The following is a 16,776-nucleotide window of genomic DNA, read 5'->3' on the forward strand; positions in this document are numbered from 1 at the left end:
ACCACGAATGCGTTACTTCGCCGACAAAGCGAAATCGCCTCGCATGTCACGCCATACACAGTGAATGTGATTGGCCGGGTTGCCTGAGACGTCCGGCTGAGCGTTGACGAATTCAATGAGAAACGTTTCGCCCTGAACGCGATAGTAATGCGGAATGCCATCCTTGAAACCACCAGCCCAGGCAAAGTGAATGCCATCCCAGCCAGCGGCTTCCAGGTCGGCGTAACGCTTGGCTGCGACGTCCTGCGGCATGGCCGAGACGTAGGCTTCGATCAGCTTCTTCAGCGTGGCCTTCTGGTCGGCGGTCAGGTCGGTCCAGGCAATGCCTTCAGCAGCGGTTTGCGGCGGGTGAGGTTCGCCCGCGTTGCGGATCTCGGCAGGGCACTTCTCGGCGATCACAGCCGTCTCGAGTTGTTCCTTCGAGAGCGAGTTGACCAAGCCGAACGCGACTTCTTCTTCGGCCTTCAGCACTTCCATCCCCTTGGGGTAGCCAGCGAGGACTTGCTCTTTGACTTCGGCCGGGTTGGTGGCAAAGAACTGCGGCGTCGACGAAACGACCTTATCACCTTCGACGACGAAGTTCAGCGAGAGGTGATGCCCTTCGAAGCTCAGGCCCCAGCGGCTATCCGCTTTAGGTTCGCCGAAGATGGTCACGTAGTAACGCTGGGTATCCCGGATCGGTCCCTTCGTCTGAATGTGCTTCAGCAGAGCTTCCAGGGAAATGATCTGGGTGGTCTTGTCGTAACCAACTTCGCTCAGTGCGACCTGAAGCAGGGCATGGGTCTTCTTGCGTTGGTCTTCGGTCATGTGCTTCATCTGCAGGCCCTTGCGTTCATCCTTGGGGATGAAGTGCCAGCCGAGACGCTGGGGGCTGTCGTACGGATAAAGCATCACCTTCTTCTGCTCGGCATCGAGCGTATCGACCAGGGCACCTGCCGCTGAGGTCATTTTCTCGCCGGTCCCGGCCAGGCGATAGAACGTGTAAGCGGAGGTCACGGTGGCCAAGGCAAGCACCACAGAGGTTACGGCAAGCAGACTTTTTCGCACAGGAAGTCCTTTGGTAGGGGAGGGGAAGCAGGTAGGATATCGGACAGGTCATCAAGCGAAACAATGTGTTTCGGAGTAATATAAATTACCATGAGCCGTGGCGAATTGCATCCCGCTTATCCGCCAAACCTGCCAAACTCGGCCCCTGCCTTAACGATTTCACCCCTGGAGACCATCATGCTGAAGAATCTTGCGCTGTGTTGCCTTGTCCTATTCCTCTCGTCCACGGCCGTTTGGGCTGCTGAAGGAAAGAAGGCCCCGCTGTGGGAAGATGGTGCCCCAGGTGCCAAAGGGACCGAGGAAAAGGACATTCCCACGCTGACTACCTACCTGCCGGCCTCGGAAATCAATACCGGCTGTGCCGTGGTCGTTTTTCCGGGCGGTGGCTACGGTCATCTGGCCGTCGGGCATGAAGGGGTCGATATCGCCAACTTCTGGAATGACCTGGGCGTGGCCGCATTTGTGCTGGAATACCGTCACTCGGGTCGTGGCTACAAGCACCCTATTCCGCTGCAAGACGCCCAACGAGCCATCCGTACCGTGCGTGCTCGCGCAGAAGAGTACGGCGTTAATCCCAGTCGCATCGGTATCCAAGGCTTCTCGGCCGGCGGCCACCTGGCCTCCTCGGCAGCGACCCACTTCGACGCTGGCAACCCGGAAGCGAAAGATCCGATCGACCGCGTCAGCTGCCGACCGGACTTCGCCATTTTGTGCTACCCCGTGATCGCATTCGACCAACCGTACACGCACAAGGGATCTCAGAACAACTTGCTGGGCAAAGACGCCGACAAAGAGTTGGTCCAGTCAATGTCGAGCGAATTGCAGGTCACTTCCGACACGCCTCCGACGTTCCTCTTTCACACGACCGAAGACACCGGCGTGCCTCCCCAGAATAGCGTGGTCTTCTACCTGGCCCTGATCAAGAACAAGGTTCCGGCCGAAATGCACGTGTTCGAGAAAGGCCGCCACGGCGTTGGCCTGGCCAAGTCGATCCCCGGCACTGCCGAGTGGGGCAATCTCGCCTACCTGTGGCTGAAGAACCGCGGCATGATCGACGCAAAGAAGTAAGTCAGGAGGTTACCTGAGCGACCGTTTTTCGGGTAACTCAAGAGACAATAAGAACATCGTCTTCGGCAGCTATCGACGGACTTTACATCCGCTGATGGCTGCCGAAACGCTTTCTGGAATCAGCCCGCCGTCGGGCTTTCTTTCAGGCATCGTGATATCACGTGCCACCGGTTGGAGCCTTGCAAAACGGCATCGGGCATCCACAACCCCGACCCCTGCTTGGGGGCCAGATCGTTGTTACAACCGTTACCAGCTGACTCAAATCCCCCCTAAAACGGCATGATCTGTCAGACAAAATGCCCATTTATCCACGGGTAAAGCCGTAAGCTTCAAAAGGGAAACAAACCAACAATCGCTTACCCATTTGGGCAGACTTGGTCATGATCGTCAGTCACTCGTTTCTAACGCAGGGCATGGATACGCTGGTCACGTTCAACCCGATCAGCGTTCACGAAGAAGTCACGCTCGATGAGTTGCTCGAGCGGCTTTACAGCACCGGCTTTCATCACTGGCCGGTCGTGGATGATCAGCAGCATGTCATTGGCATGATCTCGGACCAAGACATCGTCAAGGCAGCCACCGAGCGATACATCGCCAATGCTTCTCGGGAAGAGTGCCGCCAGAACTACCAGGTATCGATCCGTAGTTTCATGAAACGGCAAGTAGAAACGCTCGACCATTCCGGAAGCCCTCGCGAAGCTTTGAGCCGAATCCTCGAGCGAGGCATCCACTGCCTGCCGGTCACGAAGAATGATGTTCTGTGGGGAATGATAACGACCACCGATTTCATCCGCGAATTTGCCTACAGTTCGCATCCTGTACGTGACATACCGGTAGGCGAGACCTACGACACCGATCCTCAAATCGTCGAAATTGATACGCCGATCGATGAGGTACGCAAGCTGTTCATCGAAGGCTGCCTTTCGTACGTATTGGTCGTACAAGGCGATTGCCCACTGGGGGTCATCACGGCCCGCGATCTTCGGCGGCACCGCTGTCGCCAAATGGCACGCACTCTCTTCGACGGCGGGCTGGGCGAAACGAGCAAAGCGATTGATCTTCTGAAAACGACTAGCTGCCTACAGCGAACAAGCAACTTGGGACAAGCCGCTACCACGATGTACGAACAACAGATCAACGCCGTGATGGTCTGTCCGCGTGGCGAAGAACGCTACGGCGTGATCACCGAAGAAGCGATTCTGCGTCGCATTTGCCAAATGGAATTGGCCATCCAGCCAGAAACGACCGGCACCTATTACTAAGGCCCCAAGAGGGTCAACCGCTCGACTTCCAAAGGAAAGTCGTAGTAGGTGCGAATGCTCGATGTCTTCGCCGACAGGACGCGCACCTTGGCTGAATTACCGGTCGCTGGCCGATTATTGCGACGCGTTTCCAAAGACAGCCGTTTGCCAGCTCGCTCTAAATCTTGCTTCCGGTCCACGTGCTGTTTGATCTCGGCCTCGAATCGTTGCTGCGTCTGCAATCGACGCGTTCGCAAAACATCGCGACTGGCAACCAATCGTCGTCCTTCAGCCTGAACCAACGCCAGGTCTCGCTCGTAGTCGTTGATCAATCGCTCGAGCCGGAAGATCTCGCGATCGAGTCGGTCTTTGCGTACCGGGTCATTTGTCTGACGTCGTGCTTCGTTCAAGCGAAAGACATCGTCAATCAAGATCGCCAGCTCTCGGCGAATGACGCTCTGCTGGGATTCCAACTGCGAGATGGAAACATTCAGGGGACCTTCCAGCTGGGCGAAGCGTTGTTCTTCCTGTGTCCACTCGCTACGCAGCTTGTCGATTTGATCGGTAGCTTGCTGCTGATCGACTTCGATCTGCTTCCGGCGGACTTCGATTTGCTGCTGATTGTTTTGCTTCTCCATCTGCTCCTTCAGCTTGGCGTCGTCCTTGGCATCTTGTTGCTCGGTCGTCGACGAGGTGAACAGGGTCGCTACGTCCTGATAGTTGTTGTCGAATTCGGTCTGACGCTGACCCACCAACGCAGGGCGGACGGCATCGCGAGCACGCGTCACCAGCGCCGCCGAGACATCGCCGGACCGAGGTCCTTCGTAGAAGCCAAACAAACGGCCAAGCAGACGCACCGTCTCGAGGACTTTCGCTTCATCCTGGCCGGTAAGCTCACTGGCGGGAAGCTGCTTGGACAGACGCTGAATCTGCACGAGCGCCGCGTCGAACTTCTCTTGCAGAGTACGAATCCAGATCAACGCTCGCCAGCTGCGGTAGTGCTTCGGGTCGACATCGATCGCGGCTTGAAAGACTTCGGCAGCGTCGTCGTATTGATGATGCCGCAGCAGTGCCAGACCGGCGGCATACAGTGCATCCGCATCTTGCAGCTGCCGTGCCTCGGCGGTCCCTTGCCGAGCCGCAGCCATCCCGTCGGGGCCGACTTGCCAACCTTCGCGCAACAGCCCGTCGATCACGACCTGGGCATCCGCGGCCACCACCTCGCTTTGAAGCGCAACCAGACTGCCGACCAAAACGACGGCAGCCGAGAACAACAAAGACACGACTTTACGGGGATTTTGCCCCATACCACGACTCCCGAGACGTCCCACGGACATGATCAGACAGCGAAAGGCTCTTCAAGAAGAGACCTTCCGTATCGTAGGAACGATCGGGAAATTTGACAAGAATTTTTCCCTTTAACCGACCGTAGCGGGATCAAACAAGAGCGGAAAGAACTGGCCTTCCATCTTCTGACCTTGCGGAATGGGCGGTACTCCGGTGAGCAGTTCTTCGTTCTTGTCGCTGACTACACCGTCACGGAAGGCATTGATCACCGTCGCGCGGCGTGGGCGATCGATGCGGTTTTCAAACGAGCCATGCACCATCAACGGATGATGGAAGGTTGCTTCGCCTGCTTTCAGTTCGGCGCCGACCGGATGCTGGAACTGTTCCCACTGCTCGTCGGTCAATACCTCGCGGATGGCTTCCATGTTGCCGGCCAGACCCGTAATTGGTAGGAGGTCCCACTTGTGGCTGCCGGGAATGTACTGCACGCAGCCGTTGTCGTTGGTGGCGTCGTCCAGGCCGATCCAGCAGGTCAGGTGAGCAATCGGCTTGGTGCGTGTCCAATACGAATAATCTTGATGCCAGGCTACCACACCGCCATGCTTGGCCGGCTTGCAGAAGAGCTGATCGTGCCAGAAGCGAACCGGACCGCCCAGCAGTTGGCTGGCGGCCATCACAAAGCCGGGAGCCCACAAAATATCATGGAACGCTGGCCGCAATCGCCAGGCACCCAAGGCGTGAAAGAGGACCGTCTCAGGCGTGGTCGATTCGTTGGTATGGTATTCGTACCACAGCTCGTGTCCCTCATGATCCGCTTCAAAGAACTCGGCCAGTTCGCTGCGAAGCGTTTCGATTTGCTTTTCATCCAAGATCTTCACGCCAGCCAAGTAGCCTTGTTCGTGGAAGAACTCCACTTGCTCAGGCGTCAGGCGATATTGATCCCAGCCAGCGGCATCGGTGGGCCAGGCAAATAGATCGGTGGCGAGTTCATGCAGTTCCGAAAAGTCGCGGGCCATAGTTCATCAATTCAAGAGAAGGTTTGTCGGGAGAGATTCGCGCGGCTGTTTGTTTATCGCAAGCAATGAAAAGGAAATCAAGTCGGCCAGGCATCAATGCTTGTGATCGTGATCGTCGTGGAAATGATCATGGCTGTGATCGTGGTCATGGTCGTGATGATCATGATCGTGTGAATGTCCGGCCTGGCTACCGGACGGATGTAGATCGTTGAAGTGGATATGCAGTTTTGGTCGAGCTTTGACTAGCTTCGACATGCCGTCGTCGGTGAGCTGCGTACCATCGGCGTAGAACGATTCAAGCTGCTCCATCGCGGCAATCGCGTCGACCGCCCCGTCGGTAACTGGAGTGTTGAGCAGATGCAAATAGAGAATCGTCGAGCTGTCACTAATCTTGGCGATCCCTTCGTCAGTAAGATGAGGCGAACCAATTCGCAGTAGCTCCAAGTTGGGCAACGATGCGATCTTGGCGATGCCTGCATCGGTCAACTCACTCATCGGCAAGTTGACGATCTTCAGCGTGGGAATCGACGCGATGACTTCGGCTTCCGCATCAGTGACCGGAGTTTGATCGAGGCGAAGCTCACGCAGATCGGTCGCCTGGGTCAGGTGCTGTAGCTGCTGCAGCGGCACGGCCGACTGGGAAACTTGGATACTATCGGTCGCGGCCGACGAGACGTCGAGCAGTTGCCGCTCGAAGGAGGGCTCGGCCTGCTGCTCTGTTTGGCTGGGTGGTTTGACGAAACAGCCGGTCAGCGAGGCAACCAATAAAAGAATCAGGAAACGCGACATTCGATCTTCTCGGAAATAAGTAGCTCAGGTAGGTCAGCCGCAGCGAGGGCAACGCAGTCGATACCGTGTTAGTCCGCCACCGCGAGAGGTGCCTGATATCATAACCTCTCCACACTTCGGGCAGAAATCGGGCTGGGTGTCGTCTTCGCCGTCGTCATCTTTCTGCTGGCAGGCCACGCAGATCTTGGTATCGGGAAAGATTTCTAACCGTTCGGCGGGGATCGTCTTGCGGCACTGCTCGCAGACACGGCCATCGCCCCAGTCTTCCTCTTCGTCCCGCGGGAAATCTATTCGCAGCCCCACCCGACCGCACTCGCCGCAGGTCAGCTTGCGGCTGCTGCGCTCGAACAGCTCCTCGATGATGGCCTGATCGGGGTTTTCTTCACGGCGAAGCATCCCGACCTGGTGCAACAGGCGTAGTTTCTCGGCTGTCCCGACCAGTCGATGCCAGTGACAATCGGGGCAGCTTATTTCTCTCAGCATGCTTTTTCCGGGGATTTTGAGGCCCAAAGGCCTGCCTATCGTTTTTCAAAACGGGGCAAGTTAGAATAGGTAGCCACGTCTGCAGCGGATACTATCCTTGTATTGTTGCAAAAATCACCCACCCCGAAGAGGACATCTGATGTCGATGCGTAGTTTTCTTTCCTTGGTTTGTTGCTTAGCGGTGGCCTCGGTTGCCTGCGGTCAAGAGTTCAAAAGCGGTATCGAATGGCCGGAACCGAAGATCATTACCCCAGGCGAGAAGCCTTCGGACCCTCCCTCGGATGCGATCGTTTTGATCGGCACCGAAGACATGTCGGCCTGGAATGGCGGCGAGAAGTGGAAGTTTGAAGACGGTGTCGCGACGGCAGCCAAGGGGGGAATCAACACCAAGCAGAAGTTCGGCGATATCCAATTGCACATGGAATGGGCCGCCCCGGATGAAGTCAAAGGTAGTGGCCAAGGCCGCGGCAACAGCGGCGTGTTCCTGATGGGACACTACGAGATTCAGATTCTCGATTCGTACGACAACACGACCTACTTCGATGGCCAGGCCGGTGCCGTTTATAAGCAGTCGCCACCGATGGTCAACGCCATGAAGAAGCCCGGCGAGTGGAATACGTACGACATCGTCTTCACCAAGCCAATCCGCAACGAGAAGGGGGACGTGGTCGCTCCGGCGCGAATCACCGTGATTCATAACGGTGTGCTGTTGCAAAACAGCTATCCGATCCGCGGCAGCACCAACTGGCATAAGCCGCCAGCCTACGACCGCCACAAGGACGCCGAAAGCATTAGCCTGCAGTTCCACGGCAACCCGGTCCGCTTCCGCAACATGTGGGTCCGCGAGATCGAGTCGATCGAGCCAACGTTCGTGCCGGAAGACACCGAGATGGTCCGCTGGCGTGCTGACTGGTCGACCGAAAAGATCACCGCGGCTCCGCCCAAGGAAAGCGAAGCGACTGCGGAAGAAGCTGCTCCCAAGACCGAAGAACCCAAAAAGGAAGAGGTCAAGGAAGAAGCCAAGCCTGAGGTGAAAGCCGAAGAGCCGAAAGAAGAAGCGAAGAAGGACGCAGACGAGAAGAAGTAATCGCAGCTGCGATTCGCTTGTTGATCTCCCTTTCTGTACGATACGACGTACCAACCCGCTACGTCGTTTTTTTATGGAGATTGCGATGCTGACCCGCACTCTTGCTTTCTTGTTTCTTGTTATCTGCACCGGAGTATCACTGGCCGACGAGCCTTCAGAAACTGGCGATTCGTTTCGCCCCAAGGTCTTGAACTTCACGCCTCCACTGCTGACCGAGAGTACCGATCTGGATCAATACGTCGGCCGTGTCATTGCCATTCGCGGGCAGGTCTCGAATACAAAGATTCCGACAATTCTTGGTATCGACGTCGTGTGTCGCGATGACAACCTTCGCGGAAAAGATGCGTACGCCGTGGGTATTTTGACGAAGTGGACGATGACCAAAGAACAACTTAGCAAGTCGTTTGAACTCTACGGACCGCACGCAACCCGCGGCCCTGGGACGTCGTATGTCCTTTACCATAGTCTTGGTGGAACGGAAGCACCTGCGAAGGCCTGGCCCGATTCCGAGCGACGCGCGAAAGGGCAATAACTCGGCCTCGAACGACTCAGCTAGCGGTAGACTCCCCACCTGGGCGGGGCAATTTTGCGTCGTGTTAGGGGCGTTAACCCCAGTTCACGCCGGCATTTACATAACTATTACACAGCTTCGACACGCCATTTACCCTGGTTGAGACGATTCCTCTTACAATTCTTCTCAATCCGCGACCCTTCAGCGACCGCTAGAGAATCGCGACTTGGACCTCTCCCCCGAATGGATCGAAAGTAAGGACATTTCCATGTCGATCGCCACCGAAAACGAAAAGACTTCGCTACTCGGTGAGAGCAATCTCACAAAAGAGCGACCTAGCAAAAATAAGAAATCCGATAAGCCCCGTCAGTCGAAGCCCTACGCCCAGCGTTTCCGCCACGGCGGTGCCTGGCCGATCATTGGCTGGATTGGCTTGATTCACCTGGGTGCGCTCGCCGCTCCGTTCTGCTTCACCTGGAGTGGTCTGGTTGCCGCAGTCGTGCTGTTCTACTTGACCGGCTGCATCGGCGTGACGTTGGGCTTCCACCGTTACCTGACCCATGCTGGCTTCAAGACCACCAAGCCTGTGAAGTGGACCCTGGCGTTCATCGGTCAGTTGTCCGGCGAAGGCTCGGCCCTCGATTGGGTCGCGACGCACCGTAAACACCACGCCCATAGCGATGGGGAAGACGACCCGCACTCGCCACTCGATGGCGGTCTGTGGGCCCACATCATCTGGCTCTTCCCACATCATACTGGTCCTGAAAAGGACGAACTGCACATGCGTTGGGGTCCCGACCTGCGTAAAGACAAGGTCATCTGGTTCCTGCACAAGACGTTCATCTTCTGGCACCTCGCACTTGGCTTTGGCCTGCTCGGCCTCGGCTACGCAATCGGCGGCTGGTACACCGGCATCTCGCTGGTCGTGTGGGGCATGTTCCTGCGATTGACCGTCCTGCTGCACGTCACTTGGTTCGTCAACTCGGCCACGCACATGTGGGGCTACCGCAACTACGAAACGACCGACAAGAGCACTAACCTGTGGTGGGTCGGTCTCTTGGCCTTCGGCGAAGGTTGGCACAACAACCACCACGCTTACCCACGCATGGCCGTTCACGGTCACAAGTGGTGGGAATTCGACCTGACCTGGAACGTGATCCGCGTTTTGAAAGCGTGCGGTCTGGTCTGGAACGTGGTCGACTACAAGCAAAAGACCAAAGACGGCACGATCAAGGTTTAAGCACCGGATCCCGGATCGTAAGCTGACACAATCCAAAGAAGAGGCCATGCAAACCGCATGGCCTTTTTTTATTTCGTTACGCTTCCGCGGAATCGGATTCGTCCGCGTCTTGCTTCTTTTCGGTTTCCGGCACGGCTGGTTTCCCATCGGGAATAAACTGATAGCCGGCGTCGCGGATGGTAATGAAGTGCTTGGGCTTCGACTTGTCCTTCTCGAACATCTTCCGCAGCCGGGCAATGAACTGGTCGGGAGCGCGGGTCGAGACGTTGGCTGGCATCTCCCACACTTCTCGCAGCAGTTCTCCCTTAGGAATGATGCGATTGGGATGGCTGACGAAGTAGTACAGCAGCTTTGATTCCAGCTGCGTCAGCCGAATCGGTTTACCGTCGACGAAAGCCTGAAAGGTATCGAAGTCGATCTCGACGTCGCCGAAGCTGTACTGATGGACCAGTTCTTCTTCGGCATCTTTCTGCGGTTGGCGACGTCGACGCAGCGAGAGCAGATTCTTCACGCGGCTAAGAAACTCGTCGAGGTCGAACGGTTTCATCATGTACTGATCGGCCCCCACATCGAAGCCGCGGGTACGGTCTTCGGAAAGGGTGCGAGCACTCAGGATGAGGATCGGCATGTCCTCGCCGTTACTTCGCAGCGTTTCACACACGGCGTAACCGCTCATGCCCGGCAGCATCAGGTCAAGAATCACCAGATCGACGCGGCCTGTGTTTTCTTCGACGATCCGCAGGGCCATGCGTCCATCTTCCGCGACCGAGACCTGGTAGCCTTCCGCTTCCAGGTTGTAGCGTATCCCCACGGCCAGATGCTCTTCATCTTCCACCACTAGGATGTGCGTGTCGGCGTTCGATTTCATCGTCATGGATTATCAGCAGGCGGTAGGGACGTTAACAAACACTACAATTAAGGGACGGGCGAAGCAGAAGCAGGTTCAGGCGACTGGCCTTCTGCCAAGGTCTTCGCTCCCGGAAGCATCACAACAAATACCGTGCCGGTGCCTTTCGGCGGATCTTTGACCCGCACTTCTCCCTTCATGCGGCGGACGAGGGTACGCACCAGGTACAGTCCCAGCCCGGTCCCCGGCTTCTCACGCTGAAGTTCCAAGCCAAGTCGCACGAAGCGACCGAAAATCTTCCGGCGCTGCGAGAAGGGAATCCCAGGCCCGTTGTCGGTCACTTCGATAACCGCTTCGTCGTTGTACTTTACGCGTAGTTGTACTTTTACTTCGGGATCTTTACCCGAATATTTTACGGCATTATCGATTAAGTTTCGGAAGATGATCTCAATATCGCCATGCAAACCGCGAACGGTGCACGGGACCGACTTCACCTTGATGGTATCCGGCGGCAAGCGATACAAAAGGGCCACCGACTGGGCACAGCCGGCCAGGACCTTATCGAGCCGGACATCGCCTTCTTCGGCGTCTTCCCGTCGCCGGTCGAGCCGGCCCGCTTCTAACAGGTGATTGATCAGGTGGTCGAGTCGCTCGATGTCTTCCAGCATCGTCTCGTAGAACAAACCCACTTTTTCGGGCGGTATCGAACGGCGGTTGAGCGTTTGCAGGTACAGCTTGAGCGAAGCGATCGGGCTTTTCAGCTCGTGCGTGACGCTATCGATGAAGTTGGCCTGGCGTTGGCTTAGATTGATCGCCTTGATTGACAGGACCATGTAGAAGATCACGCCTGCCAGAATCACGGCGAGAAAGGTCGCCCCGATCGGCAGCACGGTGTAGTACAGCGGCGCAGCCTGTTCGTTCTCGGTCGCTCCCCAGACCGTGAGCAGCACCCAGCCCACGATCAGTGCGATCAACAGCACGATCATGATCACGGCGATCGTAATCGGTAAACTCAGGTTGCGACGACTGGACATAGGCACTAACGGAAGCTCAGGCAGAAAATCAACGTGCCGCTATTATAGCGTGAAGCGGCTGCAATCCGAGGTCATCGCGTTTGGGCCGTTTACTCGGGCTTGGGCGTAAGCATACCGATTCGCCAAGAGAACCTTCCGTACCCGATGCCCCGCTTGTCTTCGTCCCACATGCCTTGAAAGATGAACCGCATGTCAGCCGGGTCGATCGTCAGTGTTTGGTCGTGGCCTGCCCGGATAAGTTCGCCGTGACTGACGTTGTCGGTCCACGCCTGGACGCCGTCGGCAGGTTCGATGTTCGAGAAAGCCGCGAACGGATTTTTCGCCGTAGCGGCAATCGGCGTCCACTTCCCGTCGAGACGATCGGCCACGTAGGCTTTGAAGTAGCGTCTGCCGTTTTCTTCGATAAGGGTCAAGTATTTGTCCTGCCCTTGAACCCGGTACGTGTGGCTGGCTTCAAAGATCTTATCTTCCAGGGCAAGCTCGCAGTTATCAAAGCCGCGGGGGAACTGCTCGATCGGTGTCGAGAGCCGCCACATCTTTCCGTTGAGGGTGGTGTAGAAGAGATACGCCCGGTCGTCGTCGCAAATGATCCAGTAGTCGAGGCCTCCTTGCGACCGCGGATCATCCGGACCCCCATCCAATATCGGAGCGGCCTGGGTCCAGCTGCTGGGATCGCTGATGTCTTCGGTGGTCGAATAGGCAACCCACATCTTCTTCTGACCTGGCATGCCCACCTGGTAGACCAGGTACCACTTTTTGTGCGGCGTGAAGTAGAAGACCTGCGGAGCACAGTAGTAGGCACTCTCGCTGACCGGCAGAATGGTCCGCGCGGCCTTGTCGGCGTCCTTCCAGTCGGCGAACGAGCAGTACTCGATCACCGAACGATCCGGCAGCTTGGCCGTCATGAAGACGTGCCACTTCCCTTCGAAATAGACAACCGTCGGATCTTTCTGAGCGTGACTCGGGTCCTTGTCGCGAACTTCCGGGGTGATCAACGGAGCGCTATACGTCCAGCGTTTGGGAAGCTGGAGTCCGTCTTGCGCCTGCACCACGGCACATGCCGAGAGAAGCAAAGTCAGTGTGAGGAGACGGTTCATGAAATATCTCGGCACAAAAGGGGAAGGGGATCGCCCTCCACATTATCATAGACCCAACTCCAAAACGATATTCAGAAAGCTCTTTTCATGCGTCTGTTCTCGATCGTCCTGTTTTGCCTCTGCTGGCTTGGGGTCTGCTGGCTGGGCATGATGACCGTGCACGAGACAGGGCACATTCTAGCCGCGGTTGCCAGCGGCGGAACCATTACGCAGGTTGTTATCAGCCCGGTGGCCATCTCGCGGACAGACGTCTCACCGAACCGTTGGCCGGCGCTGGTCGTCTGGCTAGGACCGCTGTTTGGTGCGATCTTTCCGCTGGTTGTCTGGAGCCTGATTCCACGTAATTGGGTTTGGCCACGCGGCCTTTTGCAGTTCTTCGCCGGGTTCTGCCTGATTGCCAACGGGGCTTATCTGGGCATCGGCTCTTTCGAGCAGGTGGGCGACTGCAAGGAGATCCTTCGCACCGGATCACCCATTTGGACGATGTGGCTGTTCGGTGTCGTTACGATTCCCTGCGGCTTTTGGATGTGGCACCGATTGGGATCTCCGCCGGATCTGTTCAAAGACGACTCGCCCGTGAACTCCCAGGCTGCCTGGCTATCGGCATTTGCCTTAGCGATGATCGCAGGCACCGCTTGGTTCGTGTCACCCAGCTAGTACCGAGCTAAATCGCCACCAACAGATGCCAGGCCACGCCTTCTTCCGCTGCTTTGCAGAGGACCTTGTTCCACAGATCAAGTTCGCCGAGCACCTCTTTGGTGTTGGGAATCGCCGCCGGATGCGACTGCAAGTGGTCTCGTAGTGCCGTGACCGTTTGCAGACCTTGCATTGGCGCAAACCAGGTTTCTCTCTCGAGTTTCACATCGGACAGATCGAGGCCATTGATCCCAGCCAACGCATCGGTCACCTCCGGGGACTGACTCTTGAAGTCTGTCAGCGAGACAACCCCCAACTTGCGCGCAAGTCGGCTGAGAAAGATCTCTGCCTTCGCGATTTCCTTTCCCGGAACATCGTCCGGGACTTCCGATACTTTCCGATGCAAAACGATAAAGAATTCGGGCATAGCGAGAATGCCTCTTTCGATCGCCTTGAAGAATTACTTTGCCTGTTCCTGAAGAGAATTAGACAGGCTCATTAAACTTTCGACAATCTTTGTGCTCGCTTTTTCTTCCACGAAGTTGGTGCCCAGCCAGGTTTCGTACCCGCCGAGGCGATGCTGCTCAGGCGTCGGCAAGTAGCCGAACGAACCATTGGCCAACTCGATCGTGAACGCTTCCATAAACGGACTGCGATCTTTGATCTCTAGGCCGGTTTCGGCGAATGTTTCGAACGGAATCGCCGTTATTCCCAGGTCGCCGATCTTGAGAACCTGCATCGGAATCTCCACCACATCTGGGGCATCTTTCAAGCGTTCAATGCGATCGGCATAGATCTGTTCGCGGCGATGCCCGGAAGAATCGTCCTTCGAGCGAGCTTCGATTTCTTCGAAGTGTTTGCGCATTTCCGGCGTCGGCTTGCGAGCTTTCAAAGGAAGCTTCGTTGCGGCGGCCGCCAAAGGAACCCACTCTTGAAACTCGATCTGGGCGTGTGCTTCGGCGACTTTGCTGGCCACCTTTTCAGCAACTTCCTGCATCTTCTCGTACGAGGCGTAACGCTTGGGACTCTTCTGCGTGAAATCGATGTTGTTCACGTCGCCACTAGTCCCGTTAGAAAGAATGCCCACAAACGCCGGCTGCTGATCGGCGGCCCCCAGCTTGTCTTCGATGTATTTGGCGAAGTAACCGAAGTAGTCGCCTGAAACGTCTCCACTGCGAACGCCACCGACGTAGTGCAGTGAATAGTTCGCCAAGAGCGAGATCGGTCGCCCGTCTTTACTCTTCACGGAGATGAAGCAGATTTCAGGATCGACCGGGCCGGCCTGACGGTCGAGCGCACTGCTGCCTCGCGGTGGATTCATCCGCACGCGATCGACACCACCAAACGGATTGGTCAGTTGCGCCGCATCGGTCATGAACCAGCGGCGATTGAAGACTTCGCTTGGCTCTTCGGTTCTTCCCCAGCCAATCTGGGCTGGCTCCAATTGGTTAACGGCCCGCTGTACGCCGTCGGCGATCCGCTGGGTAAGAAAGGTTTGATATCCGGTCAGTTCGCTCTGCTTGATCAGCTTCGACTTCCCGCGTGCGGTGGTCGCCGAGTGCGTGTGCGTGGCGGCCATCAACTGATTCGCGGCGGGAATTCCCGTTGCCTCTTCTACCAGTTGCTTGGCACCGTCAAACACTTCTTCCGGAATGCCGACGTTGTCGCACAGGACGATCGCCAGACGCGTGCTACCATCGTCCAGAACCAGGCAGCGCGCGTAGAGTTCGTCGTGAATGTGCCGAGCTGGGATCGGTTGCCAGCCCCCCACAATCAGCTCACCCAGCGGCGGTGTGATATTGCTGGTCGCCGCCCCAGCAAGGAGCTGCTTTTCCGCGGCCGACGCGGAAGAAACCAAAGCAATCAAGCCTAAGATCAAGCAAAACGGGAGTGACATGAGAGAACGAAGCATGGCGATTTCCATTTCCTGGCTTAAGGCGGGCATACAAAAGGCGGGTTCTCACAATGTACCAAGGTAGATCGTGACATCAAATTGATTTACGCTCGATTCGAGAAAACCGATTGCAGGATGTCCCCTCCTGCATGAAAATACGTTTTCGCGCAAGCACTGCCGTTTCTCCGAACTTCCCGCCTGGCTGAGACCAACTATGCCACGTCCTACCTCCGCTTCCCCTTCCATGACTCGCCGTGCGTTTAACAGCGGTCTCGCATCGTTGCCGTTTTTGGGCATGGCCTCGTCGCTATCGGCCGAAGAAGCCACACGGCCGCTTCACTTGCCAGCGGATCCATCTCGTGGAATTCGCGAAGGGTGGACGATCGCCGTTTTTCCCGACACCCAGAACTATGCCAAGTACGGCAAGAACCAAAAGAACTTCGAGCGCATGTGTCAGTGGGTGCTCGAGCATCTCGATGCCTGGCGAATCGGCCTGGTCATGCACGAAGGCGACTTTGTCGAGCAAAACAACATCGCCGAAGGAGGTGGTCGCGGCTGGGGCGATCAGCATTCGGAGTCTCAGTGGCATAGCGCCAAACGCGCCCTGGCTCGTCTCGAAGGGCACGTGCCCATGATCTTCGCGACCGGCAATCACGACTACGGCATCCGCAATGCCGAAACGCGCGAGACCCAGTTCAATGATTACTTTGGCATGACCGACAACAAGCTCGTTTTCGATGGGCAGGGGGGCGGTATCCTGATCGAGGCCGGCAAGAACGCCGCCGGCGAACAAACGCTGGAAAATGCCGCCTACGAGGTTCGCCTGCCAGATGGGCGGAAGTTATTGATCGTTTCGCTGGAATGGGGACCGCGCCGCGAAGCGGTTGCCTGGGCGAAGCAGTTGGTCCAGCAAGATCGCTTTCAGCAACATACCGGTATGCTGCTGGTGCATGACTTCATCACGCCTGAGTCGAAACGGGACGGACAAGACGGCAACCGCAAGCGAAGTGGCAACCCACACACTTACCCCACTGGCAAGGCCGGCAACACGCACGACGGCGAAGACCTCTGGCAGGCACTGGTGCGTGATGCCCCGCAGTTTCAACTGGTGCTTAACGGACACGAAATGGGAAGTCACGTCGGTCGCCGCACCGATCCGAATTCAAGCGGCACGCCTGTTCATCAGATGCTCTTCAACGCCCAAGGCATGGGAGGTGGATCCGCTGAGAAAGGGAACGGCGGCGATGGCTGGATGCGGCTGCTTACGTTTGAGCCTGATGGCGTCACGCTGACGGTTCGGACGTTCTCGCCATTGAAACTGGATGACGGCAAATCCCCTTGGTGGGACCATCCCTCGTGGTGCTTCTCCTTGCCAATTCAGCCAGTCTGATCTTCTTGGTTCCTTTCACTCCAACTTCGATCCACCCAGATTTGTGGAACGAGACTTGCGATCTAAGGCTGCGAGCCAGCACGCCAGTCGCGTGATGCGCGTGAATTAG

The 16,776-nt window shown here is 56.8% G+C and carries 17 protein-coding genes; 7 read left to right on the top strand and 10 right to left on the bottom strand.

Features of this window, described 5'->3' with window-relative positions; genetic code table 11:
- Positions 1-12: 12 nt before the first annotated feature.
- Positions 13-1,047 carry a DUF3500 domain-containing protein gene (locus PSR63_RS27910; protein WP_274329565.1) on the bottom strand — a complete coding sequence of 345 codons (1,035 nt, stop codon included), beginning with the start codon at positions 1,045-1,047 and terminating at the stop codon, positions 13-15.
- 177 nt (positions 1,048-1,224) lie between these two features.
- Between PSR63_RS27910 and PSR63_RS27915 the strand changes: the two genes are divergently transcribed.
- Entirely contained in the window at positions 1,225-2,115 is an 891-nt protein-coding gene (locus PSR63_RS27915) for an alpha/beta hydrolase (RefSeq protein WP_274329567.1), read from the top strand.
- A 380-nt stretch (positions 2,116-2,495) separates the two neighbouring features.
- Positions 2,496-3,377 (top strand): CBS domain-containing protein, encoded by an 882-nt coding sequence (locus tag PSR63_RS27920; RefSeq protein WP_274329568.1) that lies wholly within the window; start codon positions 2,496-2,498, stop codon positions 3,375-3,377.
- On the opposite strand, the gene PSR63_RS27925 is transcribed toward PSR63_RS27920, so the two are convergent.
- From PSR63_RS27925 to PSR63_RS27940, 4 genes are all read right to left on the bottom strand, one after another.
- Entirely contained in the window at positions 3,374-4,663 is a 1,290-nt protein-coding gene (locus tag PSR63_RS27925) for a tetratricopeptide repeat protein (protein ID WP_274329569.1), read from the bottom strand. The genes PSR63_RS27920 and PSR63_RS27925 overlap by 4 nt on opposite strands.
- Positions 4,664-4,774: 111 nt before the next feature.
- Positions 4,775-5,659 (bottom strand): phytanoyl-CoA dioxygenase family protein, encoded by an 885-nt coding sequence (locus PSR63_RS27930; protein ID WP_274329570.1) that lies wholly within the window; start codon positions 5,657-5,659, stop codon positions 4,775-4,777.
- A 93-nt stretch (positions 5,660-5,752) separates the two neighbouring features.
- The gene (locus PSR63_RS27935) at positions 5,753-6,448 is read right to left on the bottom strand and encodes a hypothetical protein (RefSeq protein WP_274329571.1); all 696 of its coding nucleotides are present in this window, start codon (positions 6,446-6,448) and stop codon (positions 5,753-5,755) included.
- A 33-nt stretch (positions 6,449-6,481) separates the two neighbouring features.
- A complete protein-coding gene (locus PSR63_RS27940; RefSeq protein WP_274329572.1) occupies positions 6,482-6,931 on the bottom strand; it encodes a TraR/DksA C4-type zinc finger protein in 450 nt (149 codons plus the stop codon).
- Between the two features lie 139 nt (positions 6,932-7,070).
- On the opposite strand from PSR63_RS27940, the gene PSR63_RS27945 reads away from it, so the two are divergent.
- From PSR63_RS27945 to PSR63_RS27955, 3 genes are all read left to right on the top strand, one after another.
- Positions 7,071-8,018: a 3-keto-disaccharide hydrolase gene (locus PSR63_RS27945; protein WP_274329573.1), complete on the top strand. Its 948-nt coding sequence runs from the start codon at positions 7,071-7,073 to the stop codon at positions 8,016-8,018.
- Positions 8,019-8,103: 85 nt separating this feature from the next.
- Positions 8,104-8,550: a hypothetical protein gene (locus PSR63_RS27950; protein ID WP_274329575.1), complete on the top strand. Its 447-nt coding sequence runs from the start codon at positions 8,104-8,106 to the stop codon at positions 8,548-8,550.
- Between the two features lie 247 nt (positions 8,551-8,797).
- Positions 8,798-9,769, top strand: coding sequence for an acyl-CoA desaturase (locus tag PSR63_RS27955; RefSeq protein WP_274329577.1), 972 nt, complete (start codon positions 8,798-8,800; stop codon positions 9,767-9,769).
- Positions 9,770-9,845: 76 nt separating this feature from the next.
- On the opposite strand, the gene PSR63_RS27960 is transcribed toward PSR63_RS27955, so the two are convergent.
- The 3 genes from PSR63_RS27960 to PSR63_RS27970 form a co-directional block, all read right to left on the bottom strand.
- Positions 9,846-10,643, bottom strand: a complete 798-nt coding sequence (locus PSR63_RS27960; RefSeq protein ID WP_274329579.1) for a response regulator transcription factor — start codon at positions 10,641-10,643, stop codon at positions 9,846-9,848.
- A gap of 41 nt (positions 10,644-10,684) precedes the next feature.
- Complete coding sequence (locus PSR63_RS27965) at positions 10,685-11,650, bottom strand: sensor histidine kinase (RefSeq protein WP_274329581.1); 966 nt, start codon at positions 11,648-11,650, stop codon at positions 10,685-10,687.
- Between the two features lie 89 nt (positions 11,651-11,739).
- Positions 11,740-12,747 carry a non-reducing end alpha-L-arabinofuranosidase family hydrolase gene (locus tag PSR63_RS27970; protein ID WP_274329583.1) on the bottom strand — a complete coding sequence of 336 codons (1,008 nt, stop codon included), beginning with the start codon at positions 12,745-12,747 and terminating at the stop codon, positions 11,740-11,742.
- 87 nt (positions 12,748-12,834) lie between these two features.
- Here PSR63_RS27970 and PSR63_RS27975 point away from each other — a divergent pair, with 87 nt between their 5' ends.
- The gene (locus PSR63_RS27975) at positions 12,835-13,404 is read left to right on the top strand and encodes a hypothetical protein (protein ID WP_274329585.1); all 570 of its coding nucleotides are present in this window, start codon (positions 12,835-12,837) and stop codon (positions 13,402-13,404) included.
- 7 nt (positions 13,405-13,411) lie between these two features.
- On the opposite strand, the gene PSR63_RS27980 is transcribed toward PSR63_RS27975, so the two are convergent.
- Together PSR63_RS27980 and PSR63_RS27985 are read right to left on the bottom strand one after the other, a co-directional pair.
- Positions 13,412-13,810, bottom strand: a complete 399-nt coding sequence (locus PSR63_RS27980; RefSeq protein WP_274329587.1) for a hypothetical protein — start codon at positions 13,808-13,810, stop codon at positions 13,412-13,414.
- A 33-nt stretch (positions 13,811-13,843) separates the two neighbouring features.
- Positions 13,844-15,295, bottom strand: coding sequence for a neutral/alkaline non-lysosomal ceramidase N-terminal domain-containing protein (locus PSR63_RS27985; RefSeq protein ID WP_274329589.1), 1,452 nt, complete (start codon positions 15,293-15,295; stop codon positions 13,844-13,846).
- Between the two features lie 196 nt (positions 15,296-15,491).
- Here PSR63_RS27985 and PSR63_RS27990 point away from each other — a divergent pair, with 196 nt between their 5' ends.
- Positions 15,492-16,667, top strand: coding sequence for a hypothetical protein (locus PSR63_RS27990; protein WP_274329591.1), 1,176 nt, complete (start codon positions 15,492-15,494; stop codon positions 16,665-16,667).
- Positions 16,668-16,776: the final 109 nt, after the last annotated feature.

Origin of the sequence: Bremerella sp. P1 (assembly GCF_028748185.1) — a bacterium.
Lineage (GTDB): Bacteria > Planctomycetota > Planctomycetia > Pirellulales > Pirellulaceae > Bremerella.